Below are 16,455 nucleotides of genomic sequence, written 5' to 3'. Positions count from 1 at the left end.
CTCTAAGGGCGCTACGGCATCAACTGGCCACCGTTCACCTCGATGATCTGGCCGGTGATGTAGCCTGAAAGCGTCGGCGAAGCGAGGAACAGATAGGCCCCGACGCAGTCTTCCGGTGTGCCGACGAAACCCATCGGAATGGTCCTGCGCTGCATCTCCATCTGTTCGTCATTGGTATAGCGCTCGTGAAACGGCGTCGCGATGACGCCCGGCGCCACGGCATTGACGCGGATACGGTCGGCCACGAACTCCTTGGCATGGCCCCGCGTGATCGTCGAGACGAAGCCCTTGGAGGCGGCATAAAGGATCGCACCGTTGCCGCCGCCGTTTCGCGCGGCGATCGAGGTCGTATTGATGATGAAGCCGCCCTGCTTCTTCAGCCACGGATGCGCGGCACGCGTTGCAGCGAGGACTGAGCGGGCGTTCAGGTCCATAACCTTGGCATAATGCTCGTCAGTATATTCAGCGGTCGGCCTGCGGCCAAGCATGCCGCCGGCATTGTTGATCAGGCCGTCGAGATGGCCGAAGGTCTTAGCGGTTTCCTCGACAACGCGTTCAGTCTCGCCTTCCCGTGAGACATCGCCCTGCACCAGATGCACGGTGGCACCGGTCGCCTTGATCTCATCGGCGAGCAATTCTGCCGGCTCGCGGCTCGCATTATAGTGGACGCCAACTTTCATGCCCTGCGCTGCGAATGCACGCGCGAGAGCCGCACCGATGCCGGTCGATGCGCCGGTAATCAGCACCGCCTTGCCGTTTAGGTCAGGTATTTTGATGGACGCGAGTGATTGAGCAAGATCCGTCATGCCAGAAACAGCCTCCGAAAACCAATGAAATAGATAGTGAAATGGATTTGACGAGAGTCTTATCAGGCGGAATGTAGAATGGACAATGCACGAAAGAGAGAGCCGGCGGGTGCCTGGCGCCGTCAGGCTCTTGCGAGGGCTATTGCAACCCCCTGGCCGACGCCGATGCACATCATCGAGAGCGAATAGCGCCCGCCCGTTTCGATAAGTTCCAGCGCAGCCGTTCCGGTAATGCGCGCGCCCGACATGCCAAGCGGATGGCCAAGCGCGATGGCGCCGCCATTGCGGTTGACGCGCGGATCGTCATCGGCAATCGCGAGTTCGCGCAGCACTGCCAGCCCCTGCGAAGCGAAAGCTTCGTTCAGTTCGATGACATCGAATTGATCCTTGGTCATGCCGAGCCGTGCCATCAGCTTGCGCGACGCCGGAACTGGTCCGATACCCATCACGCGCGGCGGCACGCCGGCGGCCGCACCGCCCAGGATACGGGCGATCGGCCTCAGACTATATTTCCTCGCCGCCGCCTCCGAAGCAATGATCAATGCCGCAGCGCCATCGTTGACGCCCGAGGCATTGCCGGCTGTGACCGTGCCGCCTTCCTTCTTGAAGGGCGTTCCGAGCTTCGCCAGCGCTTCCATCGTCGTTGCGCGCGGATGCTCGTCCTTCTCGACTACCACGGGATCGCCCTTGCGCTGCGGGATCACGACTGGGATAATTTCCTTTGTCAGCCGGCCGTTTGCCTGAGCGGCAGCGGCCTTCACCTGCGAGCGCAGCGCGAAGGCATCCTGGTCCTCGCGGTTGACCGTGTAATCTTCCGCAACGTTCTCGCCGGTCTCCGGCATGGAGTCGACGCCGTATTGCTTCTTCATCACGGGATTGATGAAGCGCCACCCGATCGTGGTATCGTAGATTTCGGCATTGCGCGAAAAGGCCGTGTCCGCCTTCGGCATCACGAAGGGCGCACGCGACATGCTCTCCACGCCGCCGGCGATCATCAGTTCCGCCTCGCCGGCGCGAATGGCGCGCGCGGCGGTGATCACCGCATCCATACCCGAGCCGCAAAGCCGGTTGATCGTCGTACCCGGGACTGACACCGGCAGGCCGGCAAGCAGTAGCGACATGCGTGCCACATTGCGGTTGTCCTCGCCCGCCTGGTTGGCACAGCCGAAGATGACGTCGTCGACGGCTTCCCAATCGACCGAAGCGTTGCGCTCCATCAGTGCTTTCAGGGGTACCGTTCCGAGATCGTCCGCGCGCACCGACGACAACGAGCCGCCGAAGCGCCCGATCGGTGTGCGGATGTAGTCGCAGATATAGGCTTCGGTCATGGTCTCTTCCTCAAAGCTCCGGCACGAGAAGGTCGGCAACGGGGCCGTCCGTATCGAGCGGCGCGCCGGTCATAGCCTGCAGTTCCTCCATTGAGATAGCCGCCAGCTTCTCGCGCAGCACGAAGCGGCTCTTCACAATGTCAACGACGGCATGGCTCGTATAGACGCGCGTGATGCAACCGACGCCGGTCAGCGGGAAAGTGCATCTTTCGACCAGTTTCGGCTCACCGTTCTTGGTGACGTGTTCGGTAATGACAAAGACCTGCTTGGCGCCGTGTACGAGATCCATGGCGCCGCCGACCGCCGGCACACCCTTGTTGCCCACGCGCCAGTTGGCCAGATCGCCGTTCTGCGCAACCTGGTAGGCGCCGAGGATGGCGACGTCGAGATGGCCGCCGCGCACCATGGCAAAACTGTCGGCGTGGTGGAAGAAGGAAGCGCCGGGCTTCAGCGTGACAGGCCTCTTGCCGGCGTTGATCAGGTCCCAGTCCTCTTCGCCGGCCGGCGGCGCCTCGCCGAAATTCAGGATGCCGTTTTCCGTATGGAAGATCGCCTGCCGGCCCGGCGGCTGGTAGCGGGCGACCATTTCGGGAAAGCCGATGCCGAGGTTCACATAGGCGCCGTCGGCGATGTCCTGAGCCGCGCGCCAGGCGATCTGGGCATTGGAAAGCTTAACATCTTCGCGCGTGTCGCGGGGGCGGGTATCGATGGTCATGCGTAGGCCACTCCGGCTCGAACGAGCTCTTCTTCCTGCTGCGGATTGGATATCTCGACGACGCGGTCGATGAAGATGCCAGGCGTAACGACATGTTCGGGATCGATGCCGCCCGCCGGCACGATCTTCGAGACCTGCACGATCGTCTTTGCAGCCGCCATGCACATCAGCGGGTTAAAGTTGCGGCCGGCCTTGTTATAGGTGAGGTTTCCGTGCGCGTCGCCGACATGCGCCTTCACGATCGCGAAATCGGCCTTCAGCCAGCGCTCCTGGACATAGTGCCTGCCATCGAACTCGGCGATCACCTTGCCTTCGCCAAGCTCGGTGCCATAGCCCGTCGGCGTGTAGAATGCAGGAATACCGGCCCCGCCGGCGCGGATGCGTTCGGCAAGTGTTCCCTGCGGCACGAGTTCCAGCTCGATCTCCCCGGCAAGATATCTTTCCGTGAAGGCGCGCGGATCCGAGGAACGCGGAAAAGAGCAGATCATCTTCCGCACCATGCCGGCGTCGATCATCGCAGCGATGCCGATCCGGCCGTTGCCGGCGTTATTGTTGATGACGGTAAGGTCCTTCGGCCCCTTGTCGATCAAGGCGTGGATAAGCTCGATCGGCGCACCTGATCCGCCGAAACCGCCGATCATGACGGTGGCGCCGTGACTGATTTCGGAGACGGCTTCCGCCGCGTTCCTGATTGCCTTGTCCATGCGGGATCTCTCCTTGCCGGATGTGGTGGGGGTACGTTCCTCCACGCCTCATGAACACGAATAGGGCTAGACAAAATCGGCGGCAAGGCATTTTGTGCGATATTTGACATTTGTTCGTATAGCGCACATTGTGACACCTTGATTGGAGGTCGGAATGCGGGAAACTGATTTCGTCAGCGGCTTTGCCCGCGGCTTGAAAGTCATCGAGGTCTTCGGCGAGATGCACCAGCGCCTGTCGATCGCAGAGGTTTCAAAGCTCGCCGGTCTTGACCGCGCCACTGTCCGCCGCTCGCTGCTGACGCTCGCAGAACTCGGCTATGCGGATTACGACGGCAAGTTCTTCACATTGACGCCGAAGATCCTGCGCCTCGGCCATGCCTATCTCTCGGCAACACCGCTGCCCGTGCAGATCCAGCCGCATCTCGACCAATTGTCCGACAAGGCCGGGCAGAGCGCCTCTGCCTCGGTTCTCGACGGCACCGAGATCGTCTATATCGCCCGCGCCTCGCAGCGCCGCGTCATGTCGATCAATCTGATGCCCGGCAGCCGCCTGCCCGCCTATTGCGCCTCGATGGGCCGCGTGCTGCTCGCGGCGCTACCGGAAAGCGAAGCCCGTGCTATCCTTGGCCGGACGGTGTTGAGGCAGAACACGCCGAAAACCAAGACGGAACCGGAAGAACTGATTGCCGAATTCCGCCGCGTCCGCTCGCAAGGCTATGCCATTATCGATCAGGAGCTTGAAATCGGCCTTTGCTCCATCGCCGTTCCGGTCGAAAACGATCGAGGCCAGACGGTTGCAGCCATCAACATCGGGGCGCCGGCAGTCCACGCCCCTGCATCGGAAATGGCCGAGCGCTATCTGCCGCTTTTGCGGGAGACGCAAAGGGCCTTGCGGCTGGTTTTGCGATAGCGGTGCGGTGATCCCTCCCCCGCAAGCAGAAGCGGAATCATACGCCGAGCCTTGTTCGTTCGGCCATGCGCCATGCGCGCGGCGTCTCGCCCGTTTGCTTCAGAAAAAAGCGCGAGAAGTAGGCTGGATCGCCAAAGCCCAACCGGTAGCCGATCTCCTGTACGCTGCCGAAGGTGAAGACCAGTTCACGTTTTGCCTCGTCCGTCAGCTTGCGGGCGATGAGTTCGTGCATGCTATGTCCCGTTGAAGCCTTGACGATGCGGTTCAGATGCGTCGGCGAGATGCCGAGCTCGCGAGCGTAGAAGGCAGCCGGCCTATGTCCCCTTAGGTGCTGCTGAATCAGGCCGCTTAGGACCTCCATGCGCCGGCTATTCTCATCGGCCGCTTCACTTTCGGCACCTTCTGAAATCCGTGCCGTCAGTTGCAGTGCCGAAGTCACATAGGCATCCAGCAGATCGTTCCGGCCGCTTCGCCGGCATGAAAATTCTTCTCCCAACTGCGTCAGCGTCTGCGCCACGTAAGCGGCATCCTCGTTTTGCATATCGAGCTCAGTCAGGTGCGGTTCGGCCAGCCATTCCCCGAGACGACTGCGATCGCCAGGTGTGGCTTTCAGATGAGAGGCGAGCACCGTGATAACAAAGCCGTCGATATCTTTCGAAAAGCGGAAGCCGTGCTTCAGGCCCGGCGGTACGGTGATCACGGTGCGCGGATGGATTACGTGCTGCTCCTGGCCGAAGATCGCATCTCCCGATCCGGCATCGATGTACAAGATCTGAAGGAAGTTTTCATGCCGATGCAGCCGGATTTCCCAGTGATGGAGGCTACTGCGCGATGGAATTGTCTCGCAATGCAGCCAGAAATCCGACTTTTTGCCGGCACTCTCGCCATAGAGCTCATAGGTTGGAACGAATTTCGTCATCGCGCGCAAATCCCTCTATGTTCGATTTGTTCAATTTCTCGCGTGAAATGTCCATTGCCGCGGCCGCGCACGAAGAGGAGAATTTGGCGATAGACAGTGCGGGGAGGAAACATGCGCACGCAGGTCGCGATCGTCGGTTCCGGGCCAGCCGGGCTCCTGCTCGGCCAGCTTTTGACAGAGGCCGGCATTGAAAACGTCATCTTGGATCGTGTCGGGAAGGAGTACATTCTTGGACGCGTCCGGGCCGGCGTCTTAGAGGAAGGCACGGTTGGCCTTATGGACCAGGCGAAATCCGGCGCTCGAATGCATGCCGAGGGGTTGCCGCATGACGGCTTCTCGCTTGCTTTCGACGGCCGCGATCACCGCATCGATCTCTTTGGGCTTACCGGAGGCAAGCGTGTCATGGTCTACGGCCAGACGGAACTCACGCACGATCTGATGGATCATCGTGAAAAAAGCGGCGCCTTGACCATCTACGATGCGGCCGACGTCCAGCCGCATGAATTCGACGGCCAGTTGCCTTACGTCACCTATGACAAGGGCGGCATCGCGCATCGCATCGATTGCGATTTCATCGCCGGCTGTGACGGCTTCCACGGTGCAAGCCGCAAGGCGGTGCCGGAACGATCAATCCGCACTTTCGAGAAGGTTTATCCCTTCGGTTGGCTCGGCATCCTTGCCGATGTTGCGCCCGTCAGCCATGAGCTGATCTATGCCAACCATCCGCGCGGCTTCGCGCTCTGTTCGATGCGCTCGCAGACCCGCAGCCGCTATTACATCCAATGTCCTTTTGACGAGAAGATCGAGGACTGGAGCGATGACCGTTTCTGGGACGAGCTGCGCCGCCGCCTCCCAGCTCATCATGCCGAAAAGATGATCACCGCGCCGTCTTTCGAGAAATCCATCGCGCCTCTCCGCTCCTTCGTTGCCGAGCCTATGCGTTTCGGCCGTCTCTTCCTCGTCGGCGACGCCGCCCATATCGTGCCCCCGACGGGCGCCAAGGGCCTCAACCTCGCCGCCAGCGACGTGCACTACCTTTTCAGCGGCCTTATTGAGCACTATCAGGATCGCTCGAACAATGGCATCGATGCCTATTCCGACCGCGCGCTCTCACGAGTCTGGAAAGCCGTCCGCTTCTCCTGGTGGATGACGATGATGATGCACCGGTTCCCCGATACCAGCGATTTCGACCAGAAGATCCAGGAGGCTGAACTCGACTATCTGACGCATTCCCGGGCAGCGGCGACTGCGCTTGCGGAGAACTATGTGGGGCTTCCCTACTAGCAAACCGTTTCGCTTTCAATCGAATGGCCGTTGTGCGAGCATCGCGCCCATGGAACCTGTCGATATTCCGATCGTCGAGATCATCACCGATCATCCCAGCAGTGAACATTGCGCCGCCATCACCAGGACGCTGCGTGAATACAATGATGCCAACGTCGGGGACATCCAGGACAAGCCCGATTTTGCGATTCTCGTTCGCGATCCGCACACCCGGGATGTTCTCGGCGGGCTCTATGCAGTCGACGGCTACGGCTGGGCTTTCATTAAGTATCTCGCGATTCCTTCAGCCTACCGCGGCACAGGCCTCGGCACACGCTTGATGGTCGAGGCGGAAACCATCGCCCAGGAGCGCGGATATATCGGCGTCTGGCTCGATACGTTCGAATTTCAGGCAAGGCCGTTCTACGAGAAACTCGGTTACGAAATCTTCGGGCAACTGGAAAGCGGACCGGGGGCGATTGCGCGCTACTTCCTGAAGAAGCGCTTCGCTTGAATTGATCCGAGCGGTGTTTGGGTATCCTAGTTATCTTTGTGCAGACAGGAGCACGCGCGCCGCAATGCAGCCAGGCTAATTGTCGGCGGCAACGGACCGGTCGCGCATCAGTCCACCCTTCACCTGGGCTGGACGGCTGGTAGTCCTGGAGCCGTTTGCGGCCTACATGTCGCGGCTGGATCCGGCGACAGAGTCTCCGGAAACGCGATATTCGACAAGTCGCGGCGGACATTGACGCGCCATATCTATACGATGGCGAGATCGTCGCCCTAATGGCCGCGGCCGGCGCGCTCCAACCGCAGGGTGAGCTCCGATTGGTCGTGTTCGAAACGTTGATCGGAATGATGCGTTTCTGTCGATTCTTCTCAACACCGAACAATCAAGGATATGACATCACTCAACTGCTTTCTGGGGCAGATACTTAACGTTTGGTGTCTCTTGATTGCGCTTTTGGCTGCCCACGACAAAGCCGAGAAGTGCTCCGGTCTTGATCGAAGCATAAGCGTGCCCGAACAGGCTCGTACTGGCCAAGTATATCAACGCGGCATTCGTGATCAATGGGCGCTCATTCAAGGACGAGACGCCCGCGGATATGTACAATAGAAGGACGTACCCCAATATTCCAGAAACCTCTGCAAAGTAGAGAATTGCGCTGTCATTGGCATGGGTTTGATCGAATCCTCCGAATAGCAGTGTCGTCAAGTCGGCTTCCCTGAGTTCCTCAAAGGTCCAGGACAACCGTCCCGCCAAGTCGGCGATGTGCTGATCACCAGCCGTGGAATAATGCAAAACCGCTCCACCTGCGATCACAACAAATGGCAACGCAAGACCTGCCAAGCGCGGCAATCGCGCGAGGAGCGGCGCCCCTATCGCAATGACGAAAAGCACTCCCAAGGCGGCGCGAACGTCGGACAATATTATGAGCAAGGAACAGCCCGAGACAGCAAGTATTTTCCTGCCGGCTTGATATCTGTATTCATTCAAATAGAAAATTGCGGCAATACAAGCGAAGTAACCTAGGGACAGAGGCTCGAGAAAGAGGCCGCTCGCGCGATGCGTAGCGTCGCCCTGTCCGGCCCGCTGGGCACCGAAATAGAACCCTGAGTCATCGGCCTGGTCATCCATCTTGTCCGCGACCCAGCTTCTTGTGTTCGCATAGTATCTCAGGGGATTGACAATCTTGGCGTAAGCATCAGGCATGACAGTCTCAAATGCCACCGTAATCAATACTATAATAAATAGCATATGCATACACCATCTCGGTACTCGCTTGATGGTCGAACCTAAAACAACGAAAAGCGGAATCACCGACATGTCATACAGAATTTTTACATCGGTCTGACCGTGATATATTGTCGATATTACAACGCACGATACTAGCATAACCAACAATATGACTTGATCGGCCGTCAAACGAGGTCGGCGCAACACGACCAATGCGGCAGCACAAAGGGTCACAACGAGCTGCACGGCAACGACATGAATCTCCTGAATATTTGTGACGAGATTATTGACGAGTGCTAGCCCGAAATTCATGACGGTACAAAAGGCTACGAGAGCGAGCGGAAGAAAATCGCCATCCCACCGAGCCAAGGTGCCTTTCCGATCAGCAGCCGGCATGCCACTCATTGTATAAAGCTCCGTGACAGCCAGATTGGCTCACGCGACGGTTAATCGTTCTTGTCGGCCTTCCGAATTGCACTGAGCGCCCACCCGCTGAAAAAGAACGAAACAAGCAGAACGGCAGGTGCTCCAATGGATGTGATGATGATGTTGAGACCATAACCGCTGAAAAGCAAGTGCGCTATACTCCCCAGAAGCAAAACCGTAGCGATGTTCACGCAGGACATCGCTGAGAGCCCAAGAACCGCAGCGATAATCCCACCAATGCAGGACGCAATTAGGAGCCAGTACGTTCCCATGACCTGAGCCTTGTCGTGCCGCATGTCGAACGGCGCACGCACTTGATTGCTAAGGTGCATATTCTGCGTCCGGGACGATGCATGGATTAGAGTGACGGCGCAATGGTCGTTCTCATCCGGCCGGATGAATACGCTCTTCCCGCCGATTGCAGACGACGAGCTCGAAGGACTGCGTGCGCATGCGCAACTGGCCCGGCACCTAAGCGATCGCTCGTTCGACTCCTGCCGGATAGCTCAACATTGCGTGGCGATGCGCGGGAGGATTCTGCCTCGGCGCAGGTCGTGACGTCCGCGTGAAGGTCATGCGCTTGTCGGCAGGCGGCGCACCACTGCCGATGATGCCCGGCGTGCCTGAACGGCCTGCCCATTCTTATGTTCGACACGGCACAACCACGTTGTTCTAGATGTCGCCTCCCGCTTTGTCATCGGCAAATGCGACAAGCGCATCGGACCACCGTGTTCCTGGACTTCCTGAAGCAAATCGATGCGAGCGTACCGTCCGATTTGGACGTTCATATCGTGATGGATAACTATGCGACCCACAAAACTGCGTCGATCAAAAACTCGTTGATGCGCCAGCCACGCTACCGCGTGCCATCACCCCGACCTCGGCGTCATGGATCGATCAAGTCGAACGCTGGTTTGCGGAACTGACCCGAAAGCAGCTCCGTCGAGACGTCCATACCTCGACAATGCGGTTCAAAGCCGACATTCGAACGCCACAACGAAAACCCGAAGCCTTATAGCGGGCCAAAATCCGCAGATGACATTCAGCGCATCCGTCAAACGCTTTTGTCAGAGGTCGATGACAAACGTCGAATTCAGGTGATTAGTTACTCTTAGCGTAGATGTTCAGGAGGCGCCGGGCATTAACTTCCCATGAGAATTCATCGGCGACGAGGGCTCTGCCGCCGGCAAGTGCGCTTGCAGGAATCCTGCAGGCGGCAGCAAGTGACGAGACATAACCATCTTCATCGTCCAGCTTGAATATCATCCCGGGAGCACCGCGCTCTACCAGCCAGCCGTTTCCACCCACGTCGGAGGCGACAAAGGGCTTTCCGAAGAACATCGCCTCGAGCAGAACTGTTGGGAGACCCTCCCAGCGCGAACTCAACACTACCGCAGAGGCGTTCATATAGGCAGCCATGACCAGGGCCCGATCAGCACGTTCCAGGATATGGACCCGTCCTTCGAGCTGAAGTTGCGAGACGAGTTCTCTGACGGCGGGCAACTCACCGTCGTCCTGGCCGATGAGGACCAGATGATGGTCGGGGATCCTACGATGCGCCCTGACTAGAAATGGGATGTTCTTCACGCGGTGAAAACGCCCGACGTGCAGGACATACGGCTGCTCAAATGGAGGAAGTATGTCGCGCGATTTGTCCTCGAGTTCAATGAGCTCGCGGATTGATACGGAGTTCGGGATTATGACCGACTTTTCCCTGTGCAATCCATTGCGTATGGAGTCTGCCTGATCCTGGGGGGTCAAGTTCACGACAGTGTCGCAGATCTTCATTGTATGGCGCGTCATGGTGAGATCAGTCACCGCTTTCGCGAGCTTCTTGATGGCAGATCCATCGGGATAGAAGGCATGCGGCGTGAACACGGTGCGCATGCCAGCCTTGTGGCCCGCCCGCATGGCCGCGAAAGAGAAGGGATTGCGCGGCAGGTGCGCGTGGACGACGTCGGCTCCACGGTTAACGAAGGCGCGCAGTTGGGCCTGCGACGGCACCGTCTTGACTGCGAGCCCCTCGAACTGGACGAGCGCGTCACTGCCGGCCGCGCATACCACGACGTCTACGCCCAGCCTCCCCAGTTCGGCAGCAAGGGACGCGATGTAGCGCTCGACCCCTCCGAGATAACCGAGGAAATATCTATTTGCCATTATGACGCGCATGCCACCCTACCCGGTAATTGACCATTTCGTTTGTGTTTCGAGAGCAAATTCCATCAAAACGGCTTTGATCGCATCCTCGGCCGAGCGCTGCGGCTCTCCGATTAGCCCCCGCATGACGGTGGTGTTTGGCTGAAGCCTAGGCCGATCGACCTTGCGCTTGCGCGCTGCTGTTTCAACGAATTTGATTGGTCTCTGCGCGGCCTTCTGGAACAGGCTCAAAATCTCCGCGACCGAATACTCCTCACCTGAGCCCAAGTTTATCGTGTGGGCGTCGCTTCCTGACAGTCCAAGGCATCGAACGAACAGGTCGGCTGCGTCCATAACATGCAAATAGTTTCTCCTCGGCGTGGTATTCCCAACCTCTATCAGCGCTTCTCCTCTTGCAATCTGCCTGCCGATCTCAGGAAAAAGGTGCGGATTCGTCTCGCCCGGCCCGATCAAGTTGGAAAGACGGCAGCAGACCGCTCGCCATCCCCCTCGAACCGAAGCGCTCCGAACAAGATCTTCGCAGACAAGTTTGCTCCAGCCGTAGATATCCATCGGCACCGTATCGGCATCCTCAGACAGGACCTCTACAGATGGCGCGTAGACTGCGACGCTGGATGCGAAGACCAGAGACTTCAGCGACGAGGACGGCACGAGCGCTTCAACCAGATTCCTTGTTCCGACCACATTCGCCATGAATGCGGCCCCCGGATCCGCTTCACAGCGAGGAATGAAATGTATGGCTGCAAGGTGGATGACATGGTCGAAAGGCCGCTGGCCGAGGACCGCCCGAATGGTGCCTGGATCGGCGATGTCTCCATTGACGAATTTGATCGACGCGTCCGCCGTGTCTAGCGGGGCGCCGGCGGACAAGTCGTCCAGAATTGTTACATGGGACCCCTGGGCCGCAAGCCTCGATACGACGTGGCGGCCCAAGAAACCGCAACCTCCTGTGACCAAGACATTGTTCTGATCGCTCAATGCAAATCCCCCTTCTAAAGAATCGAGTGCGTAGTACGACGCACCTCGGCAATTGCTTCTTATCGCGATAGCGCACTGTTAAATATTGTCTTCGATGTTAGAAGAAGTATCTTGAAGTCCATGGCGACTGATATATTTAATATATAGTATATATCGTACTCTACTTTCGCTTTAACTTCCTCCATTGTCGAAACATATCCTTGCTTGACTTGGGCCAAGCCTGTCAAACCTGGAGGTGCGCAGTAGCGCAGTTTATACTCCGGGAAAGCGCATTCGTACCGGCGAGCCAGAGGGACCCACTCTGGCCTGGGGCCGATAAGGCTCATCTGGCCGACGAGGACATTCCAGAGCTGCGGCAGTTCGTCGAGATGCGATTGTCGGAGGAACGCACCGAGAGGTGTAATTCTGTCATCATCCAGACTGGTTGGTCGGGGAGTGCCATCGGATGTGCGCATGCTCCGAAGTTTCAGTGCTCGGAATGTCCGTCCCCTGTAACCAACGCGCTCTTGGGCGAGAAAGACTGGACGACCCATCGTTACCAGCACTGCCGCCGCGGCGACGCCTACCAGCAGGACGCTAGCCGGCGCACTCGCCAGGACAAACGCGATATCGAACATGCGCCTGACGAAAAGATACCTCGTTGACCGGCCGACTGCTGCATCTATATGGCCGGGATCGGCGAGGTGCAGCGGCAGTCGCTCGCATTTTGGGCTCTCGCGAAAGTGCAGCGACGAGATGTGACGGTGCGCATACCATATAGACATAACTCCCCCCAACATTCAAAACGTCACGAAGATATATATTGCGTATATTTCTTCCGCCGCCCCGGCGCAGAGCTATTGCTTTCGCTATATCTATGTATATATGCAAAGTTACTAAATTGAAAGGAATATATTAGTAATGATATTTAGGTATTGTCGGGTTATCTGAATGTTACTGTTCCGTTTTAATATGTTTTATGCTGCGGCTTTGCCGTGTAACTCTATCGCAAGTGCCTACGAGTTGCGCAGCGGCTCATCTGCGAGTCTCGAACTGTTTATCGGTATCGAGAGATCAATCAGAAGGCGGTGGCGTCGGGCAACAACCGAAACGATCACAACCATGACATGCTTTAGCGTCTCCGCGGCACTGGTTCGGGCCAGTGCTCACACTTCTGCACATGTGTCGTCTCCAGGCCCGGCTCATAGAGCCAGACATCATTCACCAGGGAGCCGGCCGAGTGTCATACCGATAATCTCACTAGAAGGTCATCAAATAGAGCTATGAGGGCTTCGTTGTTCAAAAGGTTTGCGCTCGTGCACGGCCGACGCCTGGAGCAGCTTCATCAGAGCGCCATGGCGTGTCTAGGAAAGGATTGCGACGCTCTCGAGATTTTCAAAGGGTCCGGGGAAACTCGATTCGCGTATTCGTTCAGGTTATTCGAGTTCTCGCATAATACTTATGCCTGACTTTTCACCATGAGGTTAATGCTATAAAGTTATAAAATCGAGCACGTGAGGTAACCCGATGGCAACGGAGCGTGAAACCAAAGAACAAAATGATGCAAGTCCAACAATGGAACGGCGTGATTTCATCAAGGGGCTTGGGAAATTCGCTGCCCTGACGCCCCCCGCAGTGACGGTGCTGCTTGATCTCTCCATGAACTCGCCCGCTGTCGCTGCCTCTGGCGGTCGGCCCGGCTGGGGATACGGCAATAAGAACAATAAGAACCATGTGCATACGGGTCCTGTTCGACGCCGCCCTCGCACGTGGTGGAATTGAACCAAACCGTTACCGCGGCAAACAATCTAGCCGATGTGCCGTCGAAGATCATGTCCACGGTCTCCGAGGCTGGGCCCATCGGTCATCATCAGCGCTCGTTGGTATTGAGTTGTCAGCTGTCATGGAACTGAGTTCCCTGGACCAATGTCATCGTGAACCGTTCCGCAGTGCTGTTGGCGTCGTGATGGTCCAATCAGGTTATTCACCCTGCATCCCCAATCAGTTGCACAAGACGACAAGCTCTTCAGCATTCGAACGACGGCTTGAAAGCCGTTCTTGTTGTCAGCTGCAAGGACCAATGTTGCGGGAGGGGTTGCATGAGATCGGGAGGTTCTGAATCCGGCTTCCAAATGCTGGCTGCGTTGTTGAACGGGATCAATACCGCTGAGGATCACTGGGACAAAGTCGTACAGGAGGCCAATCGGCACCTAGTTGGCCCCGCATTATATGCATGGCTTCGCCATCGGGGGTTACTTGTCAGCATTCCTGGGGAAGTCGAAAACTATCTGCGCTTTTTGTATGATTTGAATGAAGAGCGAAATCGACGACTGCGCCGACAGTCGGTCGAGACCCTGCGTGTATTGAACGAAGCGGGGATCGAACCGTTGCTTATCAAAGGGTCGGCCCTCCTGATGATTATGCCAGAACATCGTCTGGGCAGCCGGATGATCAGCGACCTGGATCTGGTGATCGACGAGAACAATGTCGAGCGAAGCGTGGGGCGACTTCTCGGCATTGGCTACCAACCCCTTCCAGAAGACCCTGGTCCACACGCATACGGGAAATTCTATCGGCCTGCCGATGTTGGTTCCCTGGACTTGCATCTGAGGCCGCCCGGCCCAGCTATTTTATACACAGAGAGCGAACCGCTCCACAGCATACCCCTCGAAGTGATGGGGGTTCGGATTAGTATCCCCACGCCAGTGGAGTGGGTGGTCCACCTAATCGTTCACGACATGATATTGGACCGCCGGCTGCGCACGGGCGATGTCGAGCTGCGGCATCTTCTCGACTGCCGCGAGATCTTCGACTTGGGATACGACATCGACTGGGATGCGGTCCGTGCCAGGTTGCCGTCAGGTCGACTGGCACTGGCACGGGATTTGTTCTTCCTGAATCTGCAACGCCTGGCCGGCGTCAAGATCGGCGGCAGCCCCGCAGGGGTGCTGCCGGACCTCCTATTTAGCCGTCAAATCGCACGGCAGGAATACGCCGCTTACAAGCATTTGGACGATTTCGGGCTTTCCTTGCTACGCGCGATCTGGAAGCCGTTTAAAATTGTCGCGGCGAATCAACGATGACCCGGCGCCTGCACCCGGACAACCCGGCGAGAACCGGACCAATGGAACTATGGCCGGGCGATGGTGTTGTGCTCTGCGCTCTTGACGACGATTACGCTCTTTTCTCCGAACCCCAGCAACGCGTCTATCAGTTGAGCCCCATATCTGGTTCAATTTGGCTTGGCGTTGCTGCAGGCGAACCACCAAGCAGGATCGCGCGGTTCCTCGCCAATGAGACGGGATGTCGTCTGGACGAGGCGAGTGACTACATCGCGTCTTGCCTGGCCGAATGGGAAAAACTTGCCCTTCTCAAGCAAGAGCTGATCCAACCCATTCGACCGAAATCTAGAAGCGACGAAAGCCCAGAGTCAATTTCCGGAGCCAGAGAAATCTACTGCGTCGCTGGCGCAATGATTGCCATCTCTTTCCCAGATTCCAACGCAAAACGGGCTTGGAATGACCTTGCCGGTCATCTGCGCCATGACCATACCGGCGTTGCCGAAACCGAAATTACGGTGGGAGCATGCGAAGACGGCTACTGGATTGCCCACCAGCCTGGAGAACGGGCGAGCTTCTGCGATCCAGCGGCTCTCGCTGTCGGCCTGAAAGAGGCTGTCCTCCATGCCGTGCTTGGGCCTAGGCCCGACTGGATCGCCCTCCACGCAGCGGTCCTTTCCTCCGCGTCGGGCGCAATAGCGTTGGCCGGCTCTTCCGGTCAAGGCAAAACCACACTGGCGGCGCTGCTAAGCGCGTCGGGCATGTCTGCCATTGCTGACGACGTTGCTCTTGTCACCGCGCAGCCCCCGGGCCTTCGCGGACTGGCCTTCGCCTTTGCGGCCAAGCCCGGCAGTTGGGAGCTCCTTCGGACTCGGTTTCCGAACTTGGACCGCCTTCCTAAGTATCGGCGTCCGGATGGACGAACTGTGAAATACATCCAGCCTGTTCGATCATCCGAACAGGCGGGCGCCATCACCGCCATCATTTTCCCGCGATATTCAATCGTGACACCGTTGCGGGTCACACATGTGCGGAAGCTTAATGCATTGGTGTCCCTGCTCAATGAGGCGATGAACGCCAGCCAATGGCTAACTGCAAAGGGCTTTGTTGCATTGTCTACATTGATCAACGACGCGGTGGTGATCGGCATGGAATACGACGACGCCAATACCGGCGCAGAATGGATCAAGATGAATCTGATGCAGGACGGTTGATGCGGGTCGGCAAACAGCGCATCCGCAAGCCGCGCACTAGGCGCGGCACTGGCTGCTCTGGCATTCGCCAACTGATCCAACATTTGCTGGAACCGCCGGCGCTGCGTCATGCCGTCATCGCAGATTTCGCGAGATTTGCGCGCCAAATCGATATCAACACGCATAAAGTCTGCCGTGAAGCAGGCAAGCAGCCGGACAGGTAGCAAATCGATCATCAGCGCGATCAACTCGGGCACGTCGGGAAGAACGACGGCTTCGA

At 57.8% G+C, this 16,455-nt stretch carries 16 protein-coding genes and 1 pseudogene; 7 read left to right on the top strand and 10 right to left on the bottom strand.

What is annotated here, in order from left to right:
• Window positions 1-11: 11 nt before the first annotated feature.
• The 4 genes from BN1800_RS17775 to BN1800_RS17760 form a co-directional block, all read right to left on the bottom strand.
• Window positions 12-806, bottom strand: coding sequence for an SDR family NAD(P)-dependent oxidoreductase (locus BN1800_RS17775; protein WP_027511190.1), 795 nt, complete (start codon window positions 804-806; stop codon window positions 12-14).
• A 122-nt stretch (window positions 807-928) separates the two neighbouring features.
• Window positions 929-2,134 carry a 3-oxoadipyl-CoA thiolase gene (gene pcaF, locus BN1800_RS17770; protein ID WP_086999788.1) on the bottom strand — a complete coding sequence of 402 codons (1,206 nt, stop codon included), beginning with the start codon at window positions 2,132-2,134 and terminating at the stop codon, window positions 929-931.
• A gap of 10 nt (window positions 2,135-2,144) precedes the next feature.
• Window positions 2,145-2,849 carry a CoA transferase subunit B gene (locus BN1800_RS17765; RefSeq protein WP_027511188.1) on the bottom strand — a complete coding sequence of 235 codons (705 nt, stop codon included), beginning with the start codon at window positions 2,847-2,849 and terminating at the stop codon, window positions 2,145-2,147.
• Window positions 2,846-3,553: a 3-oxoacid CoA-transferase subunit A gene (locus BN1800_RS17760; protein ID WP_027511187.1), complete on the bottom strand. Its 708-nt coding sequence runs from the start codon at window positions 3,551-3,553 to the stop codon at window positions 2,846-2,848. Before BN1800_RS17760 ends, BN1800_RS17765 begins: the two co-directional genes overlap by 4 nt.
• Before the next feature lie 154 nt (window positions 3,554-3,707).
• On the opposite strand from BN1800_RS17760, the gene BN1800_RS17755 reads away from it, so the two are divergent.
• Entirely contained in the window at window positions 3,708-4,463 is a 756-nt protein-coding gene (locus BN1800_RS17755; RefSeq protein WP_027511186.1) for an IclR family transcriptional regulator, read from the top strand.
• Between the two features lie 37 nt (window positions 4,464-4,500).
• On the opposite strand, the gene BN1800_RS17750 is transcribed toward BN1800_RS17755, so the two are convergent.
• Window positions 4,501-5,382: a helix-turn-helix domain-containing protein gene (locus BN1800_RS17750; protein ID WP_086999786.1), complete on the bottom strand. Its 882-nt coding sequence runs from the start codon at window positions 5,380-5,382 to the stop codon at window positions 4,501-4,503.
• Window positions 5,383-5,493: 111 nt separating this feature from the next.
• Here BN1800_RS17750 and pobA point away from each other — a divergent pair, with 111 nt between their 5' ends.
• A complete protein-coding gene (pobA, locus tag BN1800_RS17745; RefSeq protein WP_086999784.1) occupies window positions 5,494-6,666 on the top strand; it encodes a 4-hydroxybenzoate 3-monooxygenase in 1,173 nt (390 codons plus the stop codon).
• Window positions 6,667-6,715: 49 nt separating this feature from the next.
• Entirely contained in the window at window positions 6,716-7,159 is a 444-nt protein-coding gene (locus tag BN1800_RS17740) for a GNAT family N-acetyltransferase (protein WP_086999782.1), read from the top strand.
• 393 nt (window positions 7,160-7,552) lie between these two features.
• On the opposite strand, the gene BN1800_RS17735 is transcribed toward BN1800_RS17740, so the two are convergent.
• Together BN1800_RS17735 and BN1800_RS17730 are read right to left on the bottom strand one after the other, a co-directional pair.
• Window positions 7,553-8,788, bottom strand: coding sequence for a hypothetical protein (locus BN1800_RS17735; RefSeq protein ID WP_086999780.1), 1,236 nt, complete (start codon window positions 8,786-8,788; stop codon window positions 7,553-7,555).
• A gap of 41 nt (window positions 8,789-8,829) precedes the next feature.
• Window positions 8,830-9,141, bottom strand: a complete 312-nt coding sequence (locus BN1800_RS17730) for a hypothetical protein (RefSeq protein WP_027511181.1) — start codon at window positions 9,139-9,141, stop codon at window positions 8,830-8,832.
• A 266-nt stretch (window positions 9,142-9,407) separates the two neighbouring features.
• On the opposite strand from BN1800_RS17730, the pseudogene BN1800_RS17725 reads away from it, so the two are divergent.
• Window positions 9,408-9,910: pseudogene (locus BN1800_RS17725) on the top strand (transposase); the annotation flags it as partial.
• On the opposite strand, the gene BN1800_RS17720 reads toward BN1800_RS17725, so the two are convergent.
• The 3 genes from BN1800_RS17720 to BN1800_RS43925 form a co-directional block, all read right to left on the bottom strand.
• Window positions 9,911-10,966 carry a glycosyltransferase family 4 protein gene (locus tag BN1800_RS17720; RefSeq protein ID WP_179213819.1) on the bottom strand — a complete coding sequence of 352 codons (1,056 nt, stop codon included), beginning with the start codon at window positions 10,964-10,966 and terminating at the stop codon, window positions 9,911-9,913.
• A gap of 18 nt (window positions 10,967-10,984) precedes the next feature.
• Window positions 10,985-11,923 (bottom strand): NAD-dependent epimerase/dehydratase family protein, encoded by a 939-nt coding sequence (locus tag BN1800_RS17715; RefSeq protein ID WP_280173960.1) that lies wholly within the window; start codon window positions 11,921-11,923, stop codon window positions 10,985-10,987.
• Between the two features lie 80 nt (window positions 11,924-12,003).
• Window positions 12,004-12,561, bottom strand: a complete 558-nt coding sequence (locus tag BN1800_RS43925) for a sugar transferase (protein ID WP_179213817.1) — start codon at window positions 12,559-12,561, stop codon at window positions 12,004-12,006.
• 889 nt (window positions 12,562-13,450) lie between these two features.
• On the opposite strand from BN1800_RS43925, the gene BN1800_RS40390 reads away from it, so the two are divergent.
• The 3 genes from BN1800_RS40390 (at window position 13,451) to BN1800_RS17695 (ending at window position 16,196) form a co-directional block, all read left to right on the top strand.
• Window positions 13,451-13,705 carry a hypothetical protein gene (locus tag BN1800_RS40390; protein ID WP_143534005.1) on the top strand — a complete coding sequence of 85 codons (255 nt, stop codon included), beginning with the start codon at window positions 13,451-13,453 and terminating at the stop codon, window positions 13,703-13,705.
• Between the two features lie 317 nt (window positions 13,706-14,022).
• Window positions 14,023-15,006 (top strand): nucleotidyltransferase family protein, encoded by a 984-nt coding sequence (locus tag BN1800_RS17700; protein ID WP_086999769.1) that lies wholly within the window; start codon window positions 14,023-14,025, stop codon window positions 15,004-15,006.
• Window positions 15,003-16,196, top strand: a complete 1,194-nt coding sequence (locus BN1800_RS17695) for a hypothetical protein (RefSeq protein WP_143534003.1) — start codon at window positions 15,003-15,005, stop codon at window positions 16,194-16,196. Before BN1800_RS17700 ends, BN1800_RS17695 begins: the two co-directional genes overlap by 4 nt.
• Window positions 16,197-16,455: the final 259 nt, after the last annotated feature.

Origin of the sequence: Rhizobium sullae (genome assembly GCF_900169785.1) — a bacterium.
In the GTDB taxonomy this organism is placed as follows: domain Bacteria; phylum Pseudomonadota; class Alphaproteobacteria; order Rhizobiales; family Rhizobiaceae; genus Rhizobium; species Rhizobium sullae.
Note: the sequence above shows the minus strand (reverse complement) of the source record. Positions and strands in the feature narration are given on the sequence as shown.